The sequence below is a fragment of the Streptomyces corchorusii genome (genome assembly GCF_001514055.1).
Classification (GTDB): Bacteria; Actinomycetota; Actinomycetes; order Streptomycetales; family Streptomycetaceae; genus Streptomyces; species Streptomyces olivaceoviridis.
The window spans coordinates 95,194-117,310 of the sequence record NZ_KQ948356.1 but is presented as its reverse complement, the minus strand read 5'-3'; the positions used below and the strand labels follow the sequence as shown (position 1 = coordinate 117,310).

Annotated in this window: 15 protein-coding genes and 1 pseudogene; 15 read left to right on the top strand and 1 reads right to left on the bottom strand. The window is 72.9% G+C overall.

Annotated features, from left to right (window positions below; all coding sequences use genetic code 11):
• The first annotated feature begins 226 nt into the window (after positions 1-226).
• From ssd to AQJ11_RS51050, 7 genes and pseudogenes are all read left to right on the top strand, one after another.
• Positions 227-1,333 (top strand): septum site-determining protein Ssd, encoded by a 1,107-nt coding sequence (gene ssd, locus AQJ11_RS16085; protein WP_014674035.1) that lies wholly within the window; start codon positions 227-229, stop codon positions 1,331-1,333.
• Positions 1,330-2,520 carry a TadA family conjugal transfer-associated ATPase gene (locus tag AQJ11_RS16080; protein ID WP_014674036.1) on the top strand — a complete coding sequence of 397 codons (1,191 nt, stop codon included), beginning with the start codon at positions 1,330-1,332 and terminating at the stop codon, positions 2,518-2,520. Before ssd ends, AQJ11_RS16080 begins: the two co-directional genes overlap by 4 nt.
• A 210-nt stretch (positions 2,521-2,730) precedes the next feature.
• Positions 2,731-3,612: a type II secretion system F family protein gene (locus tag AQJ11_RS16075; RefSeq protein WP_208616532.1), complete on the top strand. Its 882-nt coding sequence runs from the start codon at positions 2,731-2,733 to the stop codon at positions 3,610-3,612.
• 127 nt (positions 3,613-3,739) lie between these two features.
• The gene (locus AQJ11_RS16070; RefSeq protein WP_341846283.1) at positions 3,740-4,480 is read left to right on the top strand and encodes a type II secretion system F family protein; all 741 of its coding nucleotides are present in this window, start codon (positions 3,740-3,742) and stop codon (positions 4,478-4,480) included.
• Between the two features lie 212 nt (positions 4,481-4,692).
• On the top strand, positions 4,693-4,830 hold the full coding sequence (locus AQJ11_RS45920) for a DUF4244 domain-containing protein (RefSeq protein ID WP_014674039.1): 138 nt from the start codon (positions 4,693-4,695) through the stop codon (positions 4,828-4,830).
• 22 nt (positions 4,831-4,852) lie between these two features.
• Positions 4,853-5,191, top strand: coding sequence for a TadE family type IV pilus minor pilin (locus tag AQJ11_RS16065; RefSeq protein ID WP_059263528.1), 339 nt, complete (start codon positions 4,853-4,855; stop codon positions 5,189-5,191).
• Positions 5,188-5,673, top strand: a pseudogene (locus tag AQJ11_RS51050) (Rv3654c family TadE-like protein); the annotation flags it as partial. The gene AQJ11_RS16065 and the pseudogene AQJ11_RS51050, both read left to right, overlap by 4 nt.
• A gap of 361 nt (positions 5,674-6,034) precedes the next feature.
• Here the strand turns inward: AQJ11_RS51050 and AQJ11_RS16055 are convergent.
• Complete coding sequence (locus tag AQJ11_RS16055; protein ID WP_208616530.1) at positions 6,035-8,515, bottom strand: DEAD/DEAH box helicase; 2,481 nt, start codon at positions 8,513-8,515, stop codon at positions 6,035-6,037.
• A gap of 80 nt (positions 8,516-8,595) precedes the next feature.
• Between AQJ11_RS16055 and bldG the strand changes: the two genes are divergently transcribed.
• The 8 genes from bldG (at position 8,596) to tmk (ending at position 22,019) form a co-directional block, all read left to right on the top strand.
• On the top strand, positions 8,596-8,937 hold the full coding sequence (gene bldG, locus AQJ11_RS16050; RefSeq protein ID WP_014674042.1) for an anti-sigma factor antagonist BldG: 342 nt from the start codon (positions 8,596-8,598) through the stop codon (positions 8,935-8,937).
• A 182-nt stretch (positions 8,938-9,119) separates the two neighbouring features.
• A complete protein-coding gene (locus tag AQJ11_RS16045) occupies positions 9,120-9,554 on the top strand; it encodes an ATP-binding protein (RefSeq protein ID WP_014674043.1) in 435 nt (144 codons plus the stop codon).
• Between the two features lie 371 nt (positions 9,555-9,925).
• Complete coding sequence (locus tag AQJ11_RS16040) at positions 9,926-12,328, top strand: sodium-translocating pyrophosphatase (RefSeq protein ID WP_059263526.1); 2,403 nt, start codon at positions 9,926-9,928, stop codon at positions 12,326-12,328.
• 211 nt (positions 12,329-12,539) lie between these two features.
• Entirely contained in the window at positions 12,540-13,151 is a 612-nt protein-coding gene (locus AQJ11_RS16035; protein WP_014674045.1) for a hypothetical protein, read from the top strand.
• Between the two features lie 224 nt (positions 13,152-13,375).
• Positions 13,376-14,896 (top strand): DUF7059 domain-containing protein, encoded by a 1,521-nt coding sequence (locus AQJ11_RS16030; RefSeq protein ID WP_014674047.1) that lies wholly within the window; start codon positions 13,376-13,378, stop codon positions 14,894-14,896.
• A 395-nt stretch (positions 14,897-15,291) separates the two neighbouring features.
• Positions 15,292-15,489 (top strand): hypothetical protein, encoded by a 198-nt coding sequence (locus tag AQJ11_RS49795; protein ID WP_059263525.1) that lies wholly within the window; start codon positions 15,292-15,294, stop codon positions 15,487-15,489.
• 257 nt (positions 15,490-15,746) lie between these two features.
• Complete coding sequence (gene topA, locus AQJ11_RS16020; RefSeq protein WP_059263524.1) at positions 15,747-18,578, top strand: type I DNA topoisomerase; 2,832 nt, start codon at positions 15,747-15,749, stop codon at positions 18,576-18,578.
• 111 nt (positions 18,579-18,689) lie between these two features.
• The gene (tmk, locus tag AQJ11_RS16015) at positions 18,690-22,019 is read left to right on the top strand and encodes a dTMP kinase (protein WP_059263523.1); all 3,330 of its coding nucleotides are present in this window, start codon (positions 18,690-18,692) and stop codon (positions 22,017-22,019) included.
• Positions 22,020-22,117: the final 98 nt, after the last annotated feature.

Genomic DNA, 22,117 nt, shown 5'->3' with positions numbered 1-22,117 from the left:
TTGTCCACAGTTATCGACCAAGATCCACATTATTTCGCGGATCACTGCACCGTGATTCCAGCGCACTCCGGCCGAGGGCGAGTTCATCGCCGGGTCCGATTGCCGGAGCGCGTATGGCCGGTTCCTATCGGCCGTTCATATGGAGGCCGCTTGCCGGTTCTTCACACCTTTGGGAATCGCGTGGTCGCAGGGGCTGCGCGGCCCACGCAGCGAAGGGGGAACACCCGTGACCGGAACCGTCACCCACGACCCGCCGCCCGGCCCCGCAGACCGGCCCGGACGGCCGCTCATCGTCACCGAGGACGCCGTCCTCCTGGACGATCTGCTGCGCCTGTGCGCGGCGGCGGGCGCCACACCCGAGGTCCACCACGGCCTACCGGAGTCCGGCGACGGCTGGACGGCCGCCCCGCTCGTACTCGTCGGCGACGACGCCGCCCACCGGATGTGCGGCGCCGCGCGCCGGCCCGGAGTGGTGCTGGTGGGCCGCGACCAGGACGACCCGGGGGTGTGGAAACGAGCTGTCCGGATCGGCGCCGACCACGTCCTGATGCTCCCCGACGGCGAACCCTGGCTGGTCGACCGCATCGCCGACGTCGCCGAGGGCATCGGCCGCCCGGCCCTCACCGTCGGGGTGATCGGCGGCCGGGGCGGGGCCGGCGCGTCCACGCTCGCCTGCGCGCTTGCCGTCACCTCCGCGCGCGAGGGACTGCGCACCCTCCTGGTGGACGCCGATCCGCTGGGCGGCGGACTCGACGTACTCCTCGGCGGCGAGAGCGCCGAAGGGCTGCGCTGGCCCGCTTTCGCCGCCTCCCGGGGCCGGGTCGGCGGCGGCGCCCTGGAGGAGTCACTGCCCGAGTTGCACTCCCTGCGCGTGCTCAGCTGGGACCGCGGCGACTGCGTCGCCGTTCCGCCTCCCGCGGTCCGTGCGGTGCTGGCAGCCGCCCGGCGGCGCGGCGGCACGGTCGTCGTCGACCTGCCCCGACGCCTCGACGACGGGGTGGCCGAGGCCCTCGCCCAGCTCGACATGGCCCTGCTCGTCGTCCCGGCCGAGCTGCGGGCCGTCGCAGCCGCCGGCCGCGTCGCCTCCGCCGTCGGAATGGTCGTGCGGGACCTGCGGGTCGCGGTCCGCGGGCCGTACGCACCCGGCCTGGACGACCACGAGGTGGCCCGGCTGCTCGGCCTGCCGCTGGCCGGCGAGGTGCCCGTCGAACCGGCGCTGCTGCGTCCGCGGGGTGGCGCGAAACCGCCGGGCGCGACCGGACGCGGACCGCTCGCCCGTTTCTGCACGCACTTCTGGGAGCGGGCGCTGGTCGAGACGGGAGGCATCCGATGACGCTGCCCGGACTCGACCGGGCCGACGGCGCGGCCCTGCTCGACGGCGTCCGCCGCCGGCTCGCCGAGAGCGGCGCCGAACCCACGCCCGCGCGCGTGGCCCAGGCCCTGCGCGAACAGGGCCGGGTGCTCGGTGACGCGGAGGTCCTCGGCGCCGCCGCGCACCTGCGGTCCGAACTCGTCGGCACCGGTCCCCTGGAACCCCTGCTCGCCGACCCGGACGTCACCGACGTCCTGGTCTCCGCCCCGGACCGGGTCTGGGTGGACCGCGGCGGCGGCCTGGAGCTCACCCCGGTCACCTTCCCCGACGCGGCTGCCGTACGACGCCTCGCGCAGCGGCTGGCCGCCGTGGCCGGACGCAGGCTGGACGACGCCCGGCCCTGGGCGGACGCCCGGCTGCCCGACGGCACCCGGCTGCACGCCGTGCTGCCCCCGGTCGCCGTCGGCTGCACCTGTCTCGCCCTGCGGGTGGTACGGCCCCGGGCCTTCACCCTGGAAGAGCTCGTCACGGCCGGCACGGTGCCACCCGGCGGCGACCGGGTCCTGAGGGCGCTGCTCGACGCCCGGCTGTCCTTCCTCGTCAGCGGCGGCACCGGCTGCGGCAAGACGACCCTGCTCAGCGCACTGCTCGGGCTCGTCGGACCCGGCGAGCGGATCGTGCTCGCCGAGGACTCGGCCGAGCTGAGGCCAAACCACCCGCACGTCGTCCGGCTGGAGACCCGGCCCGCCAACCAGGAGGGCGCCGGTCTGGTCACCCTGGAGGACCTGGTGCGGCAGGCGCTGCGGATGCGGCCGGACCGGCTGGTGGTCGGCGAGGTGCGCGGCCCCGAGGTCGTGCATCTGCTCGCGGCCCTCAACACCGGTCACGAGGGCGGCTGTTGCACGGTCCACGCCAACGCGGCGGCGGACGTGCCGGCCCGGCTGGAGGCGCTGGCCACGGCCGCCGGACTGGACCGCGCCGCGCTCCACAGCCAGTTGGCGGCGGCCCTGTCCGTGGTGGTGCATCTCGTACGGGACCGGTCCGGGCGGCGCCGGATCGCCGAGGTGCACGTGCTGGAACGGGACACCACCGGGTTGGTGCGGACGGTACCGGCCCTGCGCTGGGGCGAGCGGGCGTTCGTGCGGGAGCGGGGGTGGGGGCGGTTGCGGCACCTGCTGGGGGACGCGGGGGAGCTCGGGGACGACTGAGGGGCGGCACGGCGGACGGGCGGCGTGTGGTGGCCCGTTTGGTCCGGCTGGGGGGACCGGTGGGTCGAGTGCGTTCGGGCGGGGGCGGTGCGGTTGGGGGCGGTGCGGGCGGACGGGGGCGGTGCGGTCGGGGGCGTTCGGCAGATCAGTTCGTTCGTCGGATGGGTGGCGGGTCAGTGAGCTTCGGCGGATCGGTCGAGGTCGGCAGTGATGAGAGGAGTGACGGAAGTGATCGGTGAGATGTCCATGGGGGCCGCGCTGGTCTGTCTCGGTGCGGTGGTGTGGCTGCTGGGCGGGCGGCACTGCGGGATGCGGCGGGCGCGGCTGCTGCTGGCCGGGGGCGGGGTGGTGACGACGGGGCCGCCTGTCTGGGAGCGGTTGCGCGCGGAACTGCGTCGGCAGCACGGCCGGTGGGGGGCCGAGTGGTGGGCGCTCGTCGCCGGTCTGGGGATCGCCCTGCTGGGTGCCTCGGTGATTCCGGTGGTCGCGGGGGCCGCCGGGGTGCCCGTCCTGCGCCGGATGCGGCTGGCCCGGCAGGCCCGGCTCACCCGGGAGCGGCGGGCCGACGCGGTGATCGCCCTGTGCGGTGGGCTCGCCGGGGAGGTGCGGGCGGGACGGCAGCCGGGGGAGGCGCTGTCGCGGGTCGCGCGGGACTCCGGTGGACTCGGCGACGCACAGGCCGCCGTGGTGGCCGCGGCCCGGTTCGGCGGAGACGTGCCCGGCGCGCTCGCCGTGGCCGCCCGGCAGCCGGGGGCGGAGGGCCTGCTCGGACTCGCCGCGTGCTGGCGGGTGGCCGTGGACCAGGGCGCCGGACTCGCCACCGGCCTGGACCGGCTGGACGGGGCCCTGCGCGCCGAACGGGATCAGCGATCCGACGTACGCGCCCAGTTGTCGGGTGCCCGGGCCACCGCGGTGCTGCTCGCCGCACTGCCCGTCCTCGGGCTGCTCCTCGGCACGGGCATGGGTGCGGACCCGCTGCGTGTGCTGCTGCACAGCGGCGCGGGTCTCGGCTGCCTGACGGCCGGTGCGGTGTTCGAGACGGCCGGGATGTGGTGGGCGATGCGGATCGTGCGGGGGGCGGAGGCGGGGTGAGTGCGCCGTGCGTATGCGGCGAATCGCCCGGGTGACCGGGTGACCGGGTGACCGAGCGACCGAATGGCGGGGAAGAGGTGTGCGGCATAGTGGGGAAGTCATCCACAGGCTGGGGACGGCGGTGGTCGTGGCGCTGGTCCTCGGCTGGGGTGTCCGGCGGGTGGAACTGGCGCGACGGCGGCGTCGGGCGCGGCGCCGGGTGGCCGAGCTGCTGGGCTTCGAAGTGCCTGATCGCACAGCCCGGTCGACGGTTCCGGACATCGTTCGGCGGCGCTGGGTGTCGACGGCCGGTGCGGCGTGCGGTGTCTGGGTGCTGGTCGGCGGGGTCGTCGGGGTGGTGCTGGGGCTGGGCGTGGGCGCGGTGCTGTGGCGGTGGCGGGGCCGTCAGGCGGCAGCCCGACAGCAAGAGGTGGTCGATACGGCCGGGGCCGCGCGTCAACTTCCGCTAGCCGCCGATCTGCTGGCCGCCTGCATCGCGGCCGGTGCCGGTCCGGTGATCGCTGCCCAGGCGGTGGGGGAGGCCCTTGGCGGACCCGTCGGGCAGGCACTGGCGCGGGGCGCGGCGGAGGTCCGGCTCGGTGGCGAACCGGCCGACGCCTGGCGGAGCTTGGCGTCGCTGCCCGGTGCCGGTGCGCTGGCGCGGCTGCTGGAGCGGGCCGACGAGTCCGGGTTGCCCATGGCCGGCCCGGTCGCCCGGCTCGCGTCGGACGCGCGTGCGGAGTGGGCCCGCGCGGCGATGGCCCGGGCGCGCAGGGCGGGCGTGCTGATCTCGGCGCCGGTCGGCCTGTGCTTCTTGCCCGCGTTCATCGCGGTCGGCGTGCTGCCGGTCGTGATCGGGCTGGCGGGTGGGGTGATGGGAGGGAGGTGAGGGCGATGAGAGCTGGTCGACAGGCGGACGTCAGGTAACCGCGACGAACGACGACGAGTGACAACCGGCGACAACGGACGACAACGAACGAGAACGAACGACAACCAGCGACAACCAGCGATAAAGACCAGAGCCTCACGGGGGTTGAAATGTTCGAGAAGATCAGGAAAGCGGCGGTCCGGGTGCGTGGAGCCTGCCGTCAGGACGGCGGAATGGTGACGTCCGAGTACGCCATGGGGATCATCGCGGCCGTCGGGTTCGCGTTGCTGCTCTACAAGGTGGTCACCAGCGGCCAGGTCCAGGCGGAGTTGCAGGCCATCGTGAAGAAGGCCCTCAGTGCGCGGATGTGAGCGAGGTGGGGACCGTGGGTTCGTGACCGCGGAGGCGGCCGTGGTGCTGCCCGTGCTGGTGGCGTTCACGATGGCGCTGGTCTGGGGGCTGCTTGTGGTGGCGGCGCGGATCGAGTGCGTGGACGCGGCCCGTGCGGGCGCCCGGGCCGCCGCCCGGCAGGACCCGGCGGAGGCGGTGGTGACGGTGACCCGGGAAGCGGCGCCGAGGGGAGCGCGGGTAACCGTCGCGCGCGAGGGCGACCGGGTCCGGGTGACGGTGGCGGCCAAGCCGCCGGTGCTGACCGGGTTGCCGTTCGAGGTCCGGGAGGAGGCCGTGGCCCTCGCCGAGGACACGGTGGGACCGAGGGAGGAGGGGCCATGAGACGCCGGGGCGGGCTGACCGGCGAACGGGTGCGGGCCGGCGATCGAGGGGGCACCGGCGGCGAGGAGTGCGAGGGGGCGCGGTGCGGTGGGCACGCGCAGCCGGACCGGCTGCCGGGTTCCGACCGGGGATCCGCCACCGTCTGGAGCCTGGGGGCGATCGCCGTGCTGTGTGCGGTGTTCGGCGCCGTGCTCGCTCTCGGGCAGGCCGTCGTCGTACGGCACCGGGCGGCCGGCGGCGCCGACCTGGCCGCGCTCGCGGCGGCGGACCACTGGGCCGAGGGTGGCACGGCGGCCTGCGCCCGGGCCGAACGGCTGGCGGCGGCCCAGGGAGTACGGCTGGTGCGGTGCGCGATCGTGGGTGACACGTCCGAGGTGACGGCAGCCTCAGGAAGGGGGCCGTTCACGGCGGAGGTCAGAGCGAGAGCGGGACCGGCAGCTCCCGTACCGCCCGGCGTGTCGGACGGGTCCGCGGTTCCTGGCGCCACGGACGGCTCCCTGGTTGGGTCACCCGGCGCCACGGGTGGGCCGGCCGGTGCCGTGGGTGGCTCCCTGAGTGGGCCGCCCGGCGCCACGGACGGCTCGCCGGCCGTGCCGCCAGGTGTCCGGGGCGACTCCGGTGCCGTGCCGGACAGGTCCTGAACCCTGCCGCCTGACTGCGGCTCCCGGGCCCTGCCGGCCACACCGCCCGATGTCCCGGACGGCTTCCAGGCCACGCCATCTGCGCGGAAGCGGCACCCAGGCGGCCCTACCGTCCGGCGTTTCGGTGGCCCCACCGCCTGGTGTGCCAGCGTCCCGGAGGCCCGGTGCCCCGCGCTCCCGAGCCGTGTCGCCGGCCCCGCGCCTACCCTCCCGCCGATTCCCCCGCGTCCGTCTCCTCCGGCGCCCCTCGCAGCAGCACCGTGAGCAGTCGTACCGCGCCTCTCTTGTGCAGTGGGTCGTTGCCGTTGCCGCACTTGGGGGACTGGATGCAGGACGGGCAGCCGGCCTCGCACTCGCAGGAGGCGATGGCCTCACGGGTGGCGGTGAGCCAGGCGCGGGCGGTGTGGAAGGCGCGCTCGGCGAATCCGGCGCCGCCGGGGTGGCCGTCGTAGACGAAGACCGTGGGGAGGAGGGTGTCGGGGTGCAGGGGCACGGACACGCCGCCGATGTCCCAGCGGTCGCAGGTCGCGAAGAGGGGCAGCATGCCGATGGAGGCGTGTTCGGCGGCGTGCAGGGAGCCCCCGAGGATCTCCGGGGTGATCCGGGCCGCGTCCAACTGGTCCTCGGTGACCGTCCACCACACCGCGCGCGTGCGCAGCGTACGAGGAGGGAGGTCGAGTTTCGTCTCGCCCAGCACTTCGCCGGTGATGAGGCGGCGGCGGAGGTAGGAGACCACCTGGTTGGTGACCTCCACCGAGCCGTAGCACAGGCGGCCGGCGCCCCACGGGATCTCGGTGTCCGTCTCCAGGATGGCGATGGACGTGGTGTCGCGGGCGACCGTCGAGTACGGCGGGTCCGCCTGCTCGACCAGGGCGACGGAGTCCTCCAGGTCCAGGGAGCGCACCAGATAGGTGCGGCCCTGGTGCAGGTGGACGGCGCCTTCGTGGACGGCGGAGTGCGCGGCGCCCGCGTCGACCGTGCCGAGCAGGCGGCCCGTGCCGGCCTCGACGACCTGCACCGGACGGCCGCCGGTGCCGCGGATGTCGGTGAGGTCGGCGGCCCGCTCCCGACGGGTCCAGTGCCAGGCCTTGGTGCGCCGGCGCAGCAGCTTCGCGGCCTCCAGCTGCGGCAGGACGTCCGCGCAGGCGGGGCCGAAGAGGTCCAGGTCCTCCTCGGTCAGCGGCAGTTCTGCGGCGGCGGCGCACAGGTGCGGGGCGAGGACGTAGGGGTTGTCGGGGTCGAGGACCGTGGATTCCACCGGCTGGTCGAACAGGGCCTCGGGGTGGTGGACGAGGAAGGTGTCCAGCGGGTCGTCGCGGGCGACGAGGACCGCGAGGGCGCCCTGGCCGGAGCGGCCCGCGCGGCCGGCCTGCTGCCACAGGGAGGCGCGGGTGCCCGGGTAACCGGAGATCACCACCGCGTCCAGGCCGGAGACGTCCACGCCCAGCTCCAGGGCGGTCGTGGCGGCGAGGCCGAGGAGCTCGCCGGAGTGCAGTGCGCGTTCCAGGGCGCGGCGCTCCTCGGGGAGGTAGCCGCCGCGGTACGCCGCGACACGCCGGGCCAGGGAGCGGTCGACCTCGGCGAGTCTCTCCTGGGCGATGACCGCGATCAGCTCGGCGCCGCGCCGGGAGCGTACGAAGGCGACCGAGCGCACACCCTGCACGGTGAGGTCGGTCAGCAGGTCGGCGGTCTCGGCGGTGGCGGTACGCCGTACGGGTGCTCCCCTCTCGCCGTGCAGTTCGGTGAGCGGGGGCTCCCAGAGGGCGAACACCAGCTCTCCGCGCGGGGAGGCGTCGTCGGCGACCTCGACGACCGGCAGGCCGGTGAGCCGGCGGGCGGCGACCGCGGGCTCCGCGGCGGTCGCCGAGGCCAGCAGGAACACGGGGAAGGAGCCGTAGCGGGCGCACAGGCGGCGCAGTCGGCGCAGCACCTGGGCGACGTGCGAGCCGAAGACGCCCCGGTAGGTGTGGCACTCGTCGATGACGACGTACTTGAGCGATCTCAGGAAGGAGGACCAGCGCGGATGGGAGGGGAGTATCCCGCGGTGCAGCATGTCCGGGTTGGTCAGGACGTAGTTGCCGTACTGGCGGATCCACTCCCGTTCCTCGAACGGGGTGTCGCCGTCGTACACGGCCGGTCGTACGGATGTGCCGAGGGGTTGTGAAAGTTCCTTCACCGATCGGCACTGGTCCGCCGCGAGCGCCTTGGTGGGGGACAGGTAGAGGGCGGTGGCGCCACGGCCGTTCGGGGCTTCCGCGCCGTCCAGGAGGGTGGACAGGACGGGCACGAGGTAGGCGAGGGACTTGCCGGAGGCGGTGCCGGTGGCGACCACCATCGAGTCGCCGTCCAGGGCGTGCTCGGCGGCCAGCGCCTGGTGCGCCCAGGGATGCTCGATGCCGCACGCCTGGACGGCCGCGATCACTTCGGGCCGAATCCGGTCAGGCCAGACGGCATGGCGGCCCGCGCGCGGGGGCAAGTGCTCCGTATGAGTGATGCGCGCAGCCCGGCTCGGCCCGGCGGTGAGCCGGTCCAGGACCGTGCCCGGAGACGGGTGGGAGGCCGGGCGGGCCTGGGGTCGATCGGATCGGTGATTCTTGGCCATCGGCACCGAGTGTGTCACTGGCGTGACGGACAATGGAGCCAAGGCGTCGTGCACGCCTGCCGGTAAGTGATTGAATGCCATCGCGGCTGGCGAAACGTCCCGGGGGCCGCAAGCGAGGTGCCCGAGGGGCGACCGCTCGATAGCAAGGTGCTGGAGGATCCGTGGACCTGTCCCTGTCGACCCGTACCGTCGGCGATCGTACGGTCGTCGAGGTCGGTGGCGAAATCGACGTATATACCGCGCCCAAGCTGCGTGAGCAGCTGGTCGAGCTGGTGAACGACGGGAATTTCCACCTCGTCGTCGACATGGAAGGCGTGGACTTCCTCGACTCCACCGGGCTCGGCGTGCTGGTCGGCGGCCTGAAGAGGGTTCGCGCCCACGAGGGCTCGCTGCGTCTGGTCTGCAACCAGGAGCGCATTCTGAAGATCTTCCGCATCACCGGCCTCACCAAGGTGTTCCCGATCCACACCACGGTCGAGGAAGCGGTGGCGGCCACCGACTGATCGGTCACCGACCGATCCCGGACCGGTCGCCGGCGTCGGGCTCCTGCCGAGGCCCGGTCGCCGGCCGGTCCCGTCCTGGGCCGATGCCGATGTGGCGGCCCGGAACACCGATGTACACCAGGGGGTGTGGGCGCTCGGCGGCCCCGCCCCCGACCGCACGCCCGTAGTCGCGAGGGGGATGCATGGCCACCGTCGAACTCCGCTTCAGCGCGCTGCCCGAGCACGTCAGGACCGCCCGGCTGGTGGCGGCAGCGGTGGCGCGCCGGGCCGGAGTGGACGAGGCCGTTCTGGACGAGGTGCGGCTGGCCGTGGGAGAGGCATGCTCCCGCGCAGTCGGACTCCACCAGAACAGTGGCGTCACGGCACCGGTGAAGGTTGCGCTGATCGAAGAGGAGAAACAGTTCTCCATCGAGGTCGGCGACGAGGCCCCGCATGCCGCCCCGGGCGGCGACACGTCGGGCGCCGGGCAGGAAGCCGAGGCGGAGGCCGAGGAGGACGAGATGGGCCTCGCGGTCATCAGTGGTCTCGTCGACGACGTGGAGGTCACCACCGGGCGAAACGGCGGCCTGATCCGCATGACCTGGCCGACCGCGCCGTCGGCCGCGGCGCTCGCCTGATCTCGCCCGTCTGATCCCGCCCGTCTGCCTCGCCTGTTTGATCTCGCCCACCTGGTCCGGCCGACCGGTCTCACTCGACTGGCCGTAGCCGCCGAAAACCACCCGACAAGCGCACAAGGGCCCTGCCGAGCAGGGCCCTTGTCGTGTTTGTGCGGCCACCACGGGAATTCGTGAACGAATTCACGATCAAAACCGTGATAATTTGATCAAGCGCCCAGGTGGCCGACAATGGCTTTAGGGCATTACGTTGTTTGGGTTTGCTGTATGTACATGCAGACCAATTCCGTTTACCGTCCCCTGTTTAGACTCACTCGGCGGGTACCTACAATCCGTCCACATCTTGAGCTCAGCCCAAGCGTCAAGGAGGACGAATGGCGGGGCTTTCCACTCCTCAGTCGGATCACCTCACACCCCTCGCAGCCGCGGTCCTGACCGACGACAACAGGATCATCGTGGCCGTCATCGCGGCGGTCGCCCTGGCCGCGCTGGTGGTCGCGGGGATCCTGGTCCGCCAGGTGCTGGCGGCCGGCGAGGGCACCGACAGCATGAAGAAGATCGCCGAGGCGGTCCAGGAAGGTGCCAAGGCGTATCTCGCCCGGCAGTTGCGCACGCTCGGCGTATTCGCCGTCGTCGTCTTCTTCCTGCTCATGCTGCTGCCCGCGGACGACTGGAATCAGCGGGCCGGTCGCTCGGTGTTCTTCTTGATCGGAGCGGCGTTCTCGGCGGCCACTGGCTATATCGGCATGTGGCTCGCCGTGCGCAGCAATGTGCGGGTCGCCGCGGCGGCCCGGGAAGCGACTCCGGCGGAAGGCGAGCCGGAAAAGGATCTCACCACCGTCTCGCACACGGCGATGAAGATCGCATTTCGCACGGGCGGCGTCGTCGGCATGTTCACGGTGGGGCTCGGCCTGCTGGGCGCCTCCTGCGTGGTGCTGGTGTACGCGGCCGACGCGCCGAAGGTGCTGGAGGGCTTCGGCCTCGGCGCCGCCCTGATCGCGATGTTCATGCGGGTGGGCGGCGGCATCTTCACCAAGGCCGCCGACGTCGGCGCCGACCTGGTCGGCAAGGTCGAACAGGGCATTCCGGAGGACGACCCGCGCAATGCCGCGACCATCGCCGACAACGTGGGCGACAACGTCGGCGACTGCGCGGGCATGGCGGCCGACCTGTTCGAGTCGTACGCCGTGACCCTGGTCGCCGCGCTGATCCTCGGCAAGGCCGCCTTCGGCGACTCCGGGCTGGCGTTCCCGCTGCTGGTGCCCGCCATCGGTGTGATCACGGCGATGATCGGTATCTTCGCGGTCGCCCCGCGCCGGGCCGACCGCAGTGGCATGTCGGCGATCAACCGCGGCTTCTTCATCTCCGCGGTGATCTCACTGGCGCTGGTCGCGATCGCGGTCTTCGTCTACCTGCCCTCGAAGTACTCCGCCCTCGACGGCGTCACCGACGCGGCGATCAAGGGCAAGGACGGCGATCCGCGCATCCTCGCGCTGGTCGCGGTGGCCATCGGCATCCTGCTCGCCGCCGTCATCCAGCAGCTGACCGGCTACTTCACCGAGACCAACCGCCGTCCGGTGCGGGACATCGGCAAGACCTCCCTCACCGGCCCGGCCACCGTCGTCCTCTCCGGCATCTCGGTGGGCCTGGAGTCCGCCGTCTACACCGCGCTGCTCATCGGGCTCGGGGTGTACGGCGCGTTCCTGCTCGGCGGTACGTCGATCATGCTGGCGTTGTTCGCGGTCGCGCTGGCCGGCACCGGGCTGCTCACCACGGTCGGCGTGATCGTCGCCATGGACACCTTCGGACCGGTCTCCGACAACGCGCAGGGCATCGCCGAGATGTCCGGCGACGTGGAGGGCGCGGGCGCGCAGGTGCTCACCAACCTGGACGCAGTCGGCAACACCACCAAGGCCATCACCAAGGGCATCGCCATCGCCACCGCCGTCCTCGCCGCGTCGGCGCTGTTCGGGTCGTACCGCGACGCGATCACCACCAACGTGCAGGACGTCGGCGCGAAGCTCACCGGGCCGGGGTCGCCGCTCAGCCTGTCCCTGGACATCTCGCAGCCCAACAACCTCGTCGGCCTCATCGCGGGCGCCGCGGTCGTCTTCCTCTTCTCCGGACTGGCCATCAACGCGGTGTCGCGGTCGGCGGGTTCGGTGGTGTTCGAGGTGCGGCGGCAGTTCCGTGAGAAGCCCGGGATCATGGACTTCAGCGAGAAGCCCGAGTACGGCAAGGTCGTCGACATCTGCACCAAGGACGCCCTGCGGGAGCTGGCCACGCCCGGTCTGCTCGCCGTCATGGCGCCGATCTTCATCGGGTTCACACTCGGTGTCGGCGCGCTCGGCTCCTACCTCGCCGGCGCGATCGGCGCGGGCACGCTGATGGCGGTGTTCCTCGCCAACTCCGGTGGCGCCTGGGACAACGCCAAGAAGCTGGTGGAGGACGGCAACCACGGCGGCAAGGGCAGCGAGGCCCATGCGGCCACGGTGATCGGGGACACGGTCGGCGACCCGTTCAAGGACACCGCCGGACCCGCGATCAACCCGCTGCTGAAGGTCATGAACCTGGTCTCGCTGCTCATCGCACCGGCAGTGATCAAGTTTTCCTACGGCGACGACAAGAACCTGGGGGTGAGGATCGGTGTCGCCATCCTCGCGCTGCTGGTGATCGTCGTGGCCGTGTACATCTCCAAGCGGCGCGGGATCGCCGTCGGCGACGACGACAGCGCCGGGCGGGTCGCCAACCCGCCGGACGCCGCGGTGGTTTCGTAGATCGCGGCAAGAAATCCCTGCTCACGGGTGGGCGGGCGGCGTGCTGACGCCGCCCGCCCGCTTGTCGTCTGTGGGCTCGCCCACGTCGTGAGCCTTCTCTCCCATGGCATGAAAGATCACAAAACCTGACTTATGCCTCCCCCGGCAAGGGGAGGGAGTGCGTCCGCCGTGTAGATTCCGGGGGCCGAGAGCCATGGAAGGGACCAATCCGGTGAACAAGAAGCTCGCGGCCGCACTGTCCGGCGGTGCGGTACTGATGGTGACGGTGTCCGGGTGCAGTGACGGCGGTGACAAGGGGCCCGACCCCAAGCTGGTGTCCTGGGCCAAGACGGTGTGCGACGCGGTGCCCGCGCAGGACGCCAAGATCAGGTCGGCCAACGCTTCGATCGCGGCCATCGCCACGGACACCAACCTCCCGCCCAAGGACGCCCAGAAGACGTACGCGGAGGCCTTCCAGGACATGGCCGAGGGCTACAAGGCGCTCGCCGATGCCCTCGACAGCGCCGGTGCGCCTCCCGGGATAGACGGCGGCGCCAGGCTCCAGCAGGACGCGGCCAAGAACCTCGCCGGCCTCTCCACGTCGTACGCCGACCTGAAGAAGAAGGTCGACGGGCTCAACACCAAGGACCAGGGCAAGTTCGCCAAGGGCCTGAAGGAGGTCGCCCTGCAGACCAAGGAGGTCGGCAAGCAGAGCGACAGCGGCACGGAGGCGCTGAAGCGGCTGGAGAAGGGCGACGTCAAGGAGGCGATGGCCGAGCAGCCCAGTTGCAAGGTCACCCCGTCCGGCTCCGCACAGCCGACGGCGTCGACGACGGCCGGCTGACGTCTGCGGGCAATCGTTACGAGTCACCTGGCAGTCACCCCGAGTCGACTCCGCGCAGTCGCCCCCGAGTCGGTCCCGGACAGTGGCCGCAAGCCGGCCCGCGCAGTCGCCCCCGAGTCGGTCCCGGACAGTGGCCGCAAGCCGGCCCGCGCAGTCGCCCCGATCGGCTCCGCGCAGTCGCCGCGAGTCCGCCCCGGTCGGTTGTCGCGGGCCACAATGGGGGCGTGACTGACTCCGGACCCGCTCCCTTGCCCACTGCCGACCGGCTCGACATCGCCGCGCGCCTGAGGGACGCGCTGCTGGCCGCCTCCTTCACCGCCGACGGGCTGCTCGACCTGCTCGGCGCGCCCGCGTACGCGGCGCTGGCCCGCAGCGAGACCGTGCCCGCTCTCCGGGCGACCCGTGGCGACACGCCGCTGGAGACGCTCGTACGGCTGTTCCTGCTCCAGCAACCGGTGCCCCACGCGCGCGTAGCGGCCGTTCTGCCGGTCGAGGAGGCGGTGGAGGCCGGCTGGCTCAGGCGCGTGGGCGGTGACGAGGTGGCCGCGACCGTGGACGTACGGCCGTACGGCGGCCCCGGTGGCGAGGACTGGTTCATCGTCTCCGACCTCGGCTGCGCGGTCGGCGGAGCCGGCGGCATCGGACAGCGTGACGAGGGTGTCGTCCTGGGCGTCGGCGGCGCCTCGACGACCCTCGCCGGCATCACCGTCCGCACCCCCGTCGCCGCCGCCCTGGACCTGGGCACCGGGTCCGGCATCCAGGCGCTGCACGCCGCGCAGCACGCCACCCGCGTCACGGCGACCGACCTCAACCCGCGCGCGCTGCACATCACGGCGCTCACGCTGGCGCTCTCCGGGGCGCCCGCCGCCGACCTGCGCGAGGGCTCGCTGTTCGAACCGGTCCGGGACGACGAGACGTTCGACCTGATCGTCTCCAACCCGCCGTTCGTGATCTCCCCGCGCGCCCGGCTGACGTACCGGGACGGTGGCATGGGCGGGGACGATCTGTGCCGCTCGCTCGTTCAGCAGGCGGGGGAACGGCTGAACGAGGGCGGGTTCGCGCAGTTCCTCGCGAACTGGCAGCACGTGGCGGGGGAGGACTGGCAGGACAGACTCAGGTCGTGGGTGCCGCGCGGGTGCGATGCCTGGATCGTGCAGCGCGAGGTGCAGGACGTCACGCAGTACGCCGAGCTGTGGCTGAGGGACGCCGGTGACCACCGTGGGGACCCGGCGGAGTACCAGGCGCGGTACGACGCCTGGCTCGACGAGTTCGAGGCGCGCAAGGTCAGGGCGGTCGGCTTCGGCTGGATCACCCTGCGCAGGACCGGGTCCGCCGAGCCCGTCGTCACCGTGGAGGAGTGGCCGCACCCGGTCGAACAGCCGCTCGGGGAGACGATCCGGGCGCACTTCGAGCGGCTCGACTACCTCCGGGAGCACGATGACGCGGCGCTGCTGGACAGCCGCTTCAAGCTCGTCCCCGAGGTGGTCCAGGAGCAGGTCGGGCTGCCCGGCGCCGAGGACCCGGAGCACGTGGTGCTGCGCCAGCACCGCGGGATGCGCCGGGCGACGAAGGTGGACACGGTGGGTGCCGGGTTCGCGGGGGTGTGCGACGGCACGCTGAGCGCGGGCCGCATCCTGGACGCCATCGCGCAGCTCGTCGGCGAGGACCCGGTGGTGCTCCGCGACCGCACGCCCGCGCAGATCCGGCTGCTGGTGGAGCAGGGCTTCCTGGAGCCGGCGGGCTGAGCGGGCGCGCGGGGCGGGAGCGGGGCGGGGGCGCCGCTCCGAGCGGTGCCGCGGCGCCGGGTGGGAGGCCCCGCGAGGAGCGGTGCCGGGCAGGTGCCGTACGCCGGGTGCCCGTGCCGTCGTAGGCACGGTCGGATCATCTTCCGATCGCGCCGCGCGCATCGTCGTATGCCGGGGGCACGGGCCCTGCGGGGTTGCCGAGCGGGGGCGGCGCCGGCCGTTTCCCGAAAACGGCCGGAAAAAATATCGGCAGCGGGTACGGGCCCGTTCGGTTCGAGTGTGCGTTCGAATGCCCGGGGGTCTTCCGTTCACCCCGATGTCGCACTCCCGCCTCCCGCGCGTGCCACCCTCCCGGCGCTGGGCAGAGCCGACGGCGGGGAAGGGGTGCTCGGGCGATGGAGAGTGGGCCGGCGATCTTCGCGGGAGTGGTGTTCGCCCTGTTCGGGGCCGGTCTGCTGGCGTGGACCGGCACCCGTCTGCGGCGCCGGGAACCGGTGGCCGCCGGTGTGAGTCGGGTCGCATCCGCCGCCGTCGCGAGCCTGGCCGGGACGATCGCACTGAGCCTCGCCGTGTACTGCCTGACCCGGTTCTGAGACGGGTGCCCGCCCTGTCCGGCGGGTAAGGGGAACGTCACGCTCCGGACAGGATCGCGGGGGTGGCCGGGCAGTCCGGGCGGCAGGAATGGCGGTAGTCGGGTTACCGTTCGAGTGGCCGTTGTGGGCTTTTCCCGTTTGACACGGGGGCGGGATGTAGCGTCACACTCCGCAGCGTCACACGTGCCAGCAGTACGCCGCGACCCCGGGACCAAGGCCTGGGGAGGCCCCAGCGTCGACCGGAGAGAAGAGCGAAGTTGTCCCCGACCAGCGAGACCGCACAGGGCGGCCGCCGACTCGTCATCGTCGAGTCGCCTGCCAAGGCGAAGACGATCAAGGGCTACCTCGGCCCCGGATACGTCGTCGAAGCGAGCGTCGGGCACATCCGCGACCTTCCCAACGGCGCCGCGGAGGTGCCCGAGAAGTACACCGGCGAGGTCCGTCGCCTCGGTGTGGACGTCGACCATGACTTCCAGCCGATCTATGTGATCAACGCGGACAAGAAGGCCCAGGTCAAGAAGCTCAAGGACCTCCTGAAGGACTCCGACGAGCTGTTCCTCGCCACTGACGAGGACCGGGAGGGTGAGGCGATCGCCTGGCACCTCCAGGAGGTCCTGAAGCCGAAGATCCCGGTCAAGCGCATGGTGTTCCACGAGATCACCAAGGACGCGATCCGCGAGGCCGTCGCCAACCCGCGCCAGCTCAACCAGAAACTGGTCGACGCCCAGGAGACCCGCCGCATCCTCGACCGCCTCTACGGCTACGAGGTCTCCCCGGTGCTGTGGAAGAAGGTCATGCCCCGGCTGTCGGCCGGCCGCGTGCAGTCCGTCGCCACACGGCTCGTCGTGGAGCGGGAACGCGAGCGCATCGCCTTCCGTTCCGCTGAGTACTGGGACCTGACGGGCACCTTCTCGACCGGCCGCGCGGGGGACCCGTCGGACCCGTCGTCGCTGGTCGCCCGGCTCCAGACCGTCGACGGCCGGCGGGTCGCGCAGGGCCGCGACTTCGACTCCCTGGGACAGCTCAAGAGCGAGAACACCCTCCACCTCGACGAGGCGACCGCCCGCGCCCTCGCCGCCGCCCTGGAGAACACCCGCTTCTCCGTGCGGTCCGTCGAGTCCAAGCCGTACCGCCGCTCGCCGTACGCCCCGTTCCGTACGACGACGCTCCAGCAGGAGGCCAGCCGCAAGCTCGGCTTCGGCGCGAAGGCGACCATGCAGATCGCCCAGAAGCTGTACGAGAACGGCTACATCACGTACATGCGTACGGACTCCACGACGCTGAGCGACACGGCGATCTCCGCTGCCCGCGCCCAGGTCACGCAGCTGTACGGGGCCGACTACCTGCCGCCGCAGCCGCGCACCTACGCCGCCAAGGTCAAGAACGCCCAGGAGGCGCACGAGGCGATCCGTCCGTCGGGTGATCGTTTCCGCACGCCCGCGGAGACCGGCCTGACCGGTGACCAGTTCAGGCTGTACGAGCTCATCTGGAAGCGGACCGTCGCCTCCCAGATGAAGGACGCGACCGGCAACAGCGTCACGGTGAAGATCGGCGGCACCGCCGCCGACGGCCGGGACGTCGAGTTCAGCGCCTCCGGCAAGACGATCACCTTCCACGGCTTCCTGAAGGCCTACGTCGAGGGTGCCGACGACCCGAACGCCGAGCTGGACGACCGCGAGCGCCGGCTGCCGCAGGTCGCCGAGGGCGACGCGCTGTCCGCCGAGGAGATCACGGTCGACGGCCACGCCACCAAGCCCCCGGCCCGCTACACCGAGGCCTCCCTGGTCAAGGAGCTGGAAGAGCGCGAGATCGGCCGCCCGTCGACGTACGCGTCGATCATCGGCACGATCCTGGACCGCGGCTACGTCTTCAAGAAGGGCACGGCCCTGGTGCCGTCGTTCCTGTCGTTCGCCGTGGTGAACCTCCTGGAGAAGCACTTCGGGCGGCTCGTCGACTACGACTTCACGGCCAGGATGGAGGACGACCTCGACCGCATCGCGGCGGGTGAGGCCAAGGCCGTGCCGTGGCTGAAGCGCTTCTACTTCGGCGAGGGGACGGCCACGGGCGGCGCGGCCGACGCCGGCAACGGCGACGGCGACCACCTCGGCGGCCTCAAGGAGCTGGTGACCGACCTGGGCGCGATCGACGCGCGCGAGGTGTCGTCGTTCCCGGTCGGCAACGACATCGTCCTCCGCGTCGGCCGCTACGGGCCGTACATCGAGCGCGGCGAGAAGGACACCGAGCAGCACCAGCGCGCCGACATCCCGGACGACCTGGCACCGGACGAGCTGACCGTCGAGCTGGCCGAGGAACTGCTGGCCAAGCCCAGCGGCGACTTCGAGCTGGGCACCGACCCGGCCACCGGCCACGCGATCGTCGCCAAGGACGGCCGCTACGGCCCGTACGTCACGGAGGTCCTCCCCGAGGGCACCCCGAAGACCGGCAAGAACGCGGTCAAGCCGCGCACGGCCTCGCTCTTCAAGTCCATGTCGCTCGACACGGTGACGCTGGACGACGCGCTGAAGCTGATGTCGCTGCCGCGTGTCGTCGGCACCGACGCGGACGGCCAGGAGATCACCGCGCAGAACGGCCGCTACGGCCCGTACCTGAAGAAGGGCACGGACTCGCGCTCGCTCCAGTCCGAGGACCAGCTCTTCACGATCACGCTGGAGGAGGCGCAGGCGATCTACGCCCAGCCGAAGCAGCGTGGCCGGGCAGCCGCCAAGCCGCCGCTGAAGGAGCTGGGCGAGGACCCGGTCTCCGGCAAGCCGGTCGTGGTCAAGGACGGCCGCTTCGGTCCGTACGTCACCGACGGCGAGACCAACGCGACCCTGCGCTCCGGCGACAGCGTCGAAACGATCACTCCTGAGCGTGGTTTCGAGCTGCTCGCCGAGAAGCGCGCGAAGGGGCCCGCCAAGAAGACCGCGAAGAAGGCGGTGGCGAAGAAGACCGCCCCGGCGAAGAAGACCGCCGCCAAGAAGACGGCCGCGAAGAAGACGACGGCCGCGGCGAAGAAGACGACCGCCAAGAAGACCACCGCCAAGAAGGCGACGGCTTCCAGGGCGACGGCTTCCGGCGCGGAGGACTGACACGCCGTCGGGTCACTGACGTGAACGCCCCGGCACCCCCCTCGGTGCCGGGGCGCGCGCATGCCCGGACACGCGAGGTGTGGTGTCGGCGGCTGCGGATAGGCTGAACGCATGACGCGAGCCGAGCAGCCGACGGCCCACACCACAGCACCGGACGACGCCCTGGTCGCGGACTCCCGCGAGCGCGCCGTCCGTTCCCTGCTGCGCCGACCGCAACTGAAGCGCCTGTGGAGCGCGCAGTTGGTGAGCGGTGTCGGCGACACCCTGTCCCTCCTCGTCCTCGTCCTCCTGGTCCTCCAGTCGGCGATCGCCGAGGGGGCCTTCGGCGGCGGCTACCGGGGCGTGGCGTTCGCAGTGGCGACGGTCTTCGCCGCGCGAGTCCTCGCCGCGCTGCTCTTCGGTGCCGTCCTCCTGGGCCCGCTGACCTCGCTCACCGCCCAGGAGGGCCCGCTCGACCGCCGCTGGACCATGGTCGGCGCCGACGGCCTGCGCGCGGCGCTGATGATCATCGCGCCGCTGTGGATCGACTGGACGCCGGACAACGCGCTGGCCGTCCTGCTCGTCACCGCCTTCGTCACCGGTGTCGCCGAACGGCTGTGGACCGTCTGCCGGGAGAGCGCCGCTCCGGCCCTGCTGCCGGCCCCGCCGCCGGAGGGTGCGACGGTACGACCGCTGCCGGACCACCTGGACGCCCTGCGCCGCCTGTCGCTGCGGACGACCTTCCTGGCGGTGCCGCTGGCCGCCGCCGCCCTGGTCGTCGCCGCCCTGCTGAACAACCTGCTGGGCACCGGCGTGGCCTGGTTCGACCAGCACCAGGCGGCCCTCGGGTCGTATGTGGCGGCGGGCCTGTTCGCCGCCTCGCTGTCCGTGCTGACCTATCTGGAGCTGCCCGCCACGCGCACCCCGCGCGCGCGGTCCCCGCTGGAGGGCCTGCGCCGCCCGCGCACCGTCACCGGCGTCGACAAGGGCCGTACGGGCGCCATCCCGCTGCTCGTCCCGGCCTGCGCCGGAGTCGCCGGCGCCATCGCGGCGGCCGTCTCGGTGAGCGTGCTGCACGCCAAGGACCTGGGCGGCGGCCCCGTGCTGTACGGCCTGCTGGTGCTGGGCCTGACCGGCGGTGTCGCCGTCGGCATCCGCACCGCCCCCGCGCTGCTGCCCTCGCTCTCCCGCCGCCGTCTGCTGGCCCTGGCCATCGCCGTCACCGGCATCGCCCTGCTGGCCGCCGGGCTGGTCCCGGACGTCACCACGGTCCTGCTGATCGTGACGCTGGCCGGCGTCGGCGCGGGCGTGGCTGCCAACACCGGGCACACCCTGCTCGACCAGGAGACCGAGGACTCCCGCCGGGCGCGCACCACCGAACACCTGCACGCCATGAGCCGCGTCTTCATAGCGCTCGGCGCACTGATCGCGCCCCTGGTCGCGGCCCTGATCGGCCCGCACCGGCTGGAGAACGGCAAGTTCGTCTTCGCGCACGGCGGCGCCGCCTTCACCTTCATGCTGGTCGGCGCGCTGCTGCTGCCGGTGGCCGCGCTGGTGCTCGCCAAGGTCGACGACCGCTCCGGCGTGCCGCTGCGGCAGGACCTCAAGGACGCCCTCCTGGGCGGCGACGACCCGGTCACCGCCCCGGCGGCCAACGGCTTCTTCATCGCCCTGGAGGGCGGCGACGGCGCCGGCAAGTCCACCCAGGCCGAGGCGCTCGCCGAGTGGATCCGCGCCAAGGGCCACGAGGTCGTGCTCACCCGCGAGCCCGGCGCCACCCCGGTGGGCAAGCGGCTGCGCTCGATCCTGCTGGACGTCTCGTCGGCGGGCCTGTCCCACCGCGCTGAGGCGCTGCTGTACGCCGCCGACCGCGCTGAGCACGTCGACACCATCGTACGACCCGCCCTGGAACGCGGCGCGGTGGTGATCACCGACCGCTACATCGACTCCTCCGTCGCCTACCAGGGCGCCGGCCGCGACCTGTCCCCGACCGAGATCGCCCGCATCAACCGCTGGGCCACCAACGGTCTCGTCCCGCACCTGACCGTCCTGCTGGACGTCTCCCCGGAGACCGCCCGCGAGCGGTTCACCGAGGCACCGGACCGGCTGGAGTCGGAGCCCGCGGAGTTCCACGCGCGCGTGCGGGCCGGTTTCCTCACGCTGGCAGCCTCCGACCCCGGGCGCTACCTGGTCGTGGACGCCGGACAGGAGCCCGAGGCCGTCACCACCGTGATCCGGCACCGGCTGGATGTCGTGCTGCCGCTGTCCGAGGCCGAGATCAAGGCCCAGGAGGAGGCCCGCAGGAAGGCCGAGGAGGAGGCCCGCCGCAAGGCCGAGGAAGAGGCCGCCCGCAAGGCCGAGGAGGAGCGCCTGGAGCGCGAGCGCCAGGAGCAGCTGGCCAAGTTGCGCGCCGAGGAGGAGGAGCGCAAGCGGCGCGAGCTGGAGGAGGCGCAGCGGCGCGAGGCCGAACGGCAGGCGGAGGAGGCCCGGCAGCGGGCCGAGGAGGCCCGTCGGCGCGCGGAGGAGGAGCGGCAGCGGCTGCTCGCCGAGGAGAAGGCGCGCGCGGAGGAGGAGGCCCGCCGCAGGGCCGAGGAGGAGCGGCGCCGCAAGCAGGCCGAGGAGGAGGCCCGGCTGCGCGCCGAGGAAGAGGCCCGGCAGGCCCGGCTGCGCGCCGAGGAGGAGGCCCGGCGCCTGGAGGCCCAGCGCAAGGCCGAGGAGGCGCTGCTGCGGGCGGAGGAAGCCCGCCGGCAGGCCGCCGAGGCCGCGGCGGCGGCCGACGCCGCGGCCCGCAGGCCCAGCACGCCTCTGCCGACGGCACCGCGGGTGGTTCCTGACGCGGCCACGGTCCCGACGCCCGTGGTGTCGCCGGAAGAGGCCGCGCGCGGGACGGACACGCGGGGCACGGACGACGAGACGACCGTGCTGCGTCCGGTGCGCGAGGAGCGCGCCGCCCGCGACACCCGGGGTGCCTACCCCGACTCCGAAGTGACCGCCGAGCTGCCGCAGCCGCCGGCGGTCGCCGGGCCGGCCGACGAGACCGCGGTGCTGCCGCAGGTGCCGGCGGGCGCGGCGGACGAGACGGCCGTGCTGCCGCCGGTGTCCGCCGACGAGACGGCCGAGCTGCCCAGGGTGGCTCCGGGTGCGGCGGACGAGACCGCGGTGCTGCCGCCCGTACGGGACGGCGACCCGGCCGACCGGGTGCCGCCCGGCTTCTTCCGGGAAGAGCGGCCCGCCGCGGGCCCCGACGGCTCCGAGCCGCGCACGCGCGAGATGCCCCGGATCGACGCCGACGGCACGCCCCGCCGCCGCCCGCGCCCCGACTGGGCCGAGGAAACCCCGCTGGACGACCTGCCCACGCTGGCCGACGAACTGCTGGGTTCGTACGACGAGGGGCAGTACGGCGACCAGGGCGACGGCGGGGAACCGGGCCGCAAGGGGCGCGGCCGGGGTCGCCGCGGCTGAGCCGCACACCGGTGAGAGCCGGGTCTCCGGGCGCCGGCGAGGGCCGGCGCCCGGGGACATCGGCAGGCGGTGCTTCCGGGCGTGGGTGTCGGCTGCGG

What these genes read in the sequence shown, in the direction of transcription:
- AQJ11_RS16080 (WP_014674036.1), top strand. Translation starts at nt 1,330, where the DNA reads ATGACGCTGCCCGGACTCGACCGGGCCGACGGCGCGGCCCTGCTCGAC.
- AQJ11_RS16075 (WP_208616532.1), top strand. Translation starts at nt 2,731, where the DNA reads ATGAGAGGAGTGACGGAAGTGATCGGTGAGATGTCCATGGGGGCCGCG.
- AQJ11_RS45920 (WP_014674039.1), top strand. Translation starts at nt 4,693, where the DNA reads ATGGTGACGTCCGAGTACGCCATGGGGATCATCGCGGCCGTCGGGTTC.
- AQJ11_RS16055 (WP_208616530.1), bottom strand. Translation starts at nt 8,515, where the DNA reads ATGGCATTCAATCACTTACCGGCAGGCGTGCACGACGCCTTGGCTCCA.
- AQJ11_RS16045 (WP_014674043.1), top strand. Translation starts at nt 9,120, where the DNA reads ATGGCCACCGTCGAACTCCGCTTCAGCGCGCTGCCCGAGCACGTCAGG.
- AQJ11_RS16040 (WP_059263526.1), top strand. Translation starts at nt 9,926, where the DNA reads ATGGCGGGGCTTTCCACTCCTCAGTCGGATCACCTCACACCCCTCGCA.
- AQJ11_RS49795 (WP_059263525.1), top strand. Translation starts at nt 15,292, where the DNA reads ATGGAGAGTGGGCCGGCGATCTTCGCGGGAGTGGTGTTCGCCCTGTTC.
- tmk (WP_059263523.1), top strand. Translation starts at nt 18,690, where the DNA reads ATGACGCGAGCCGAGCAGCCGACGGCCCACACCACAGCACCGGACGAC.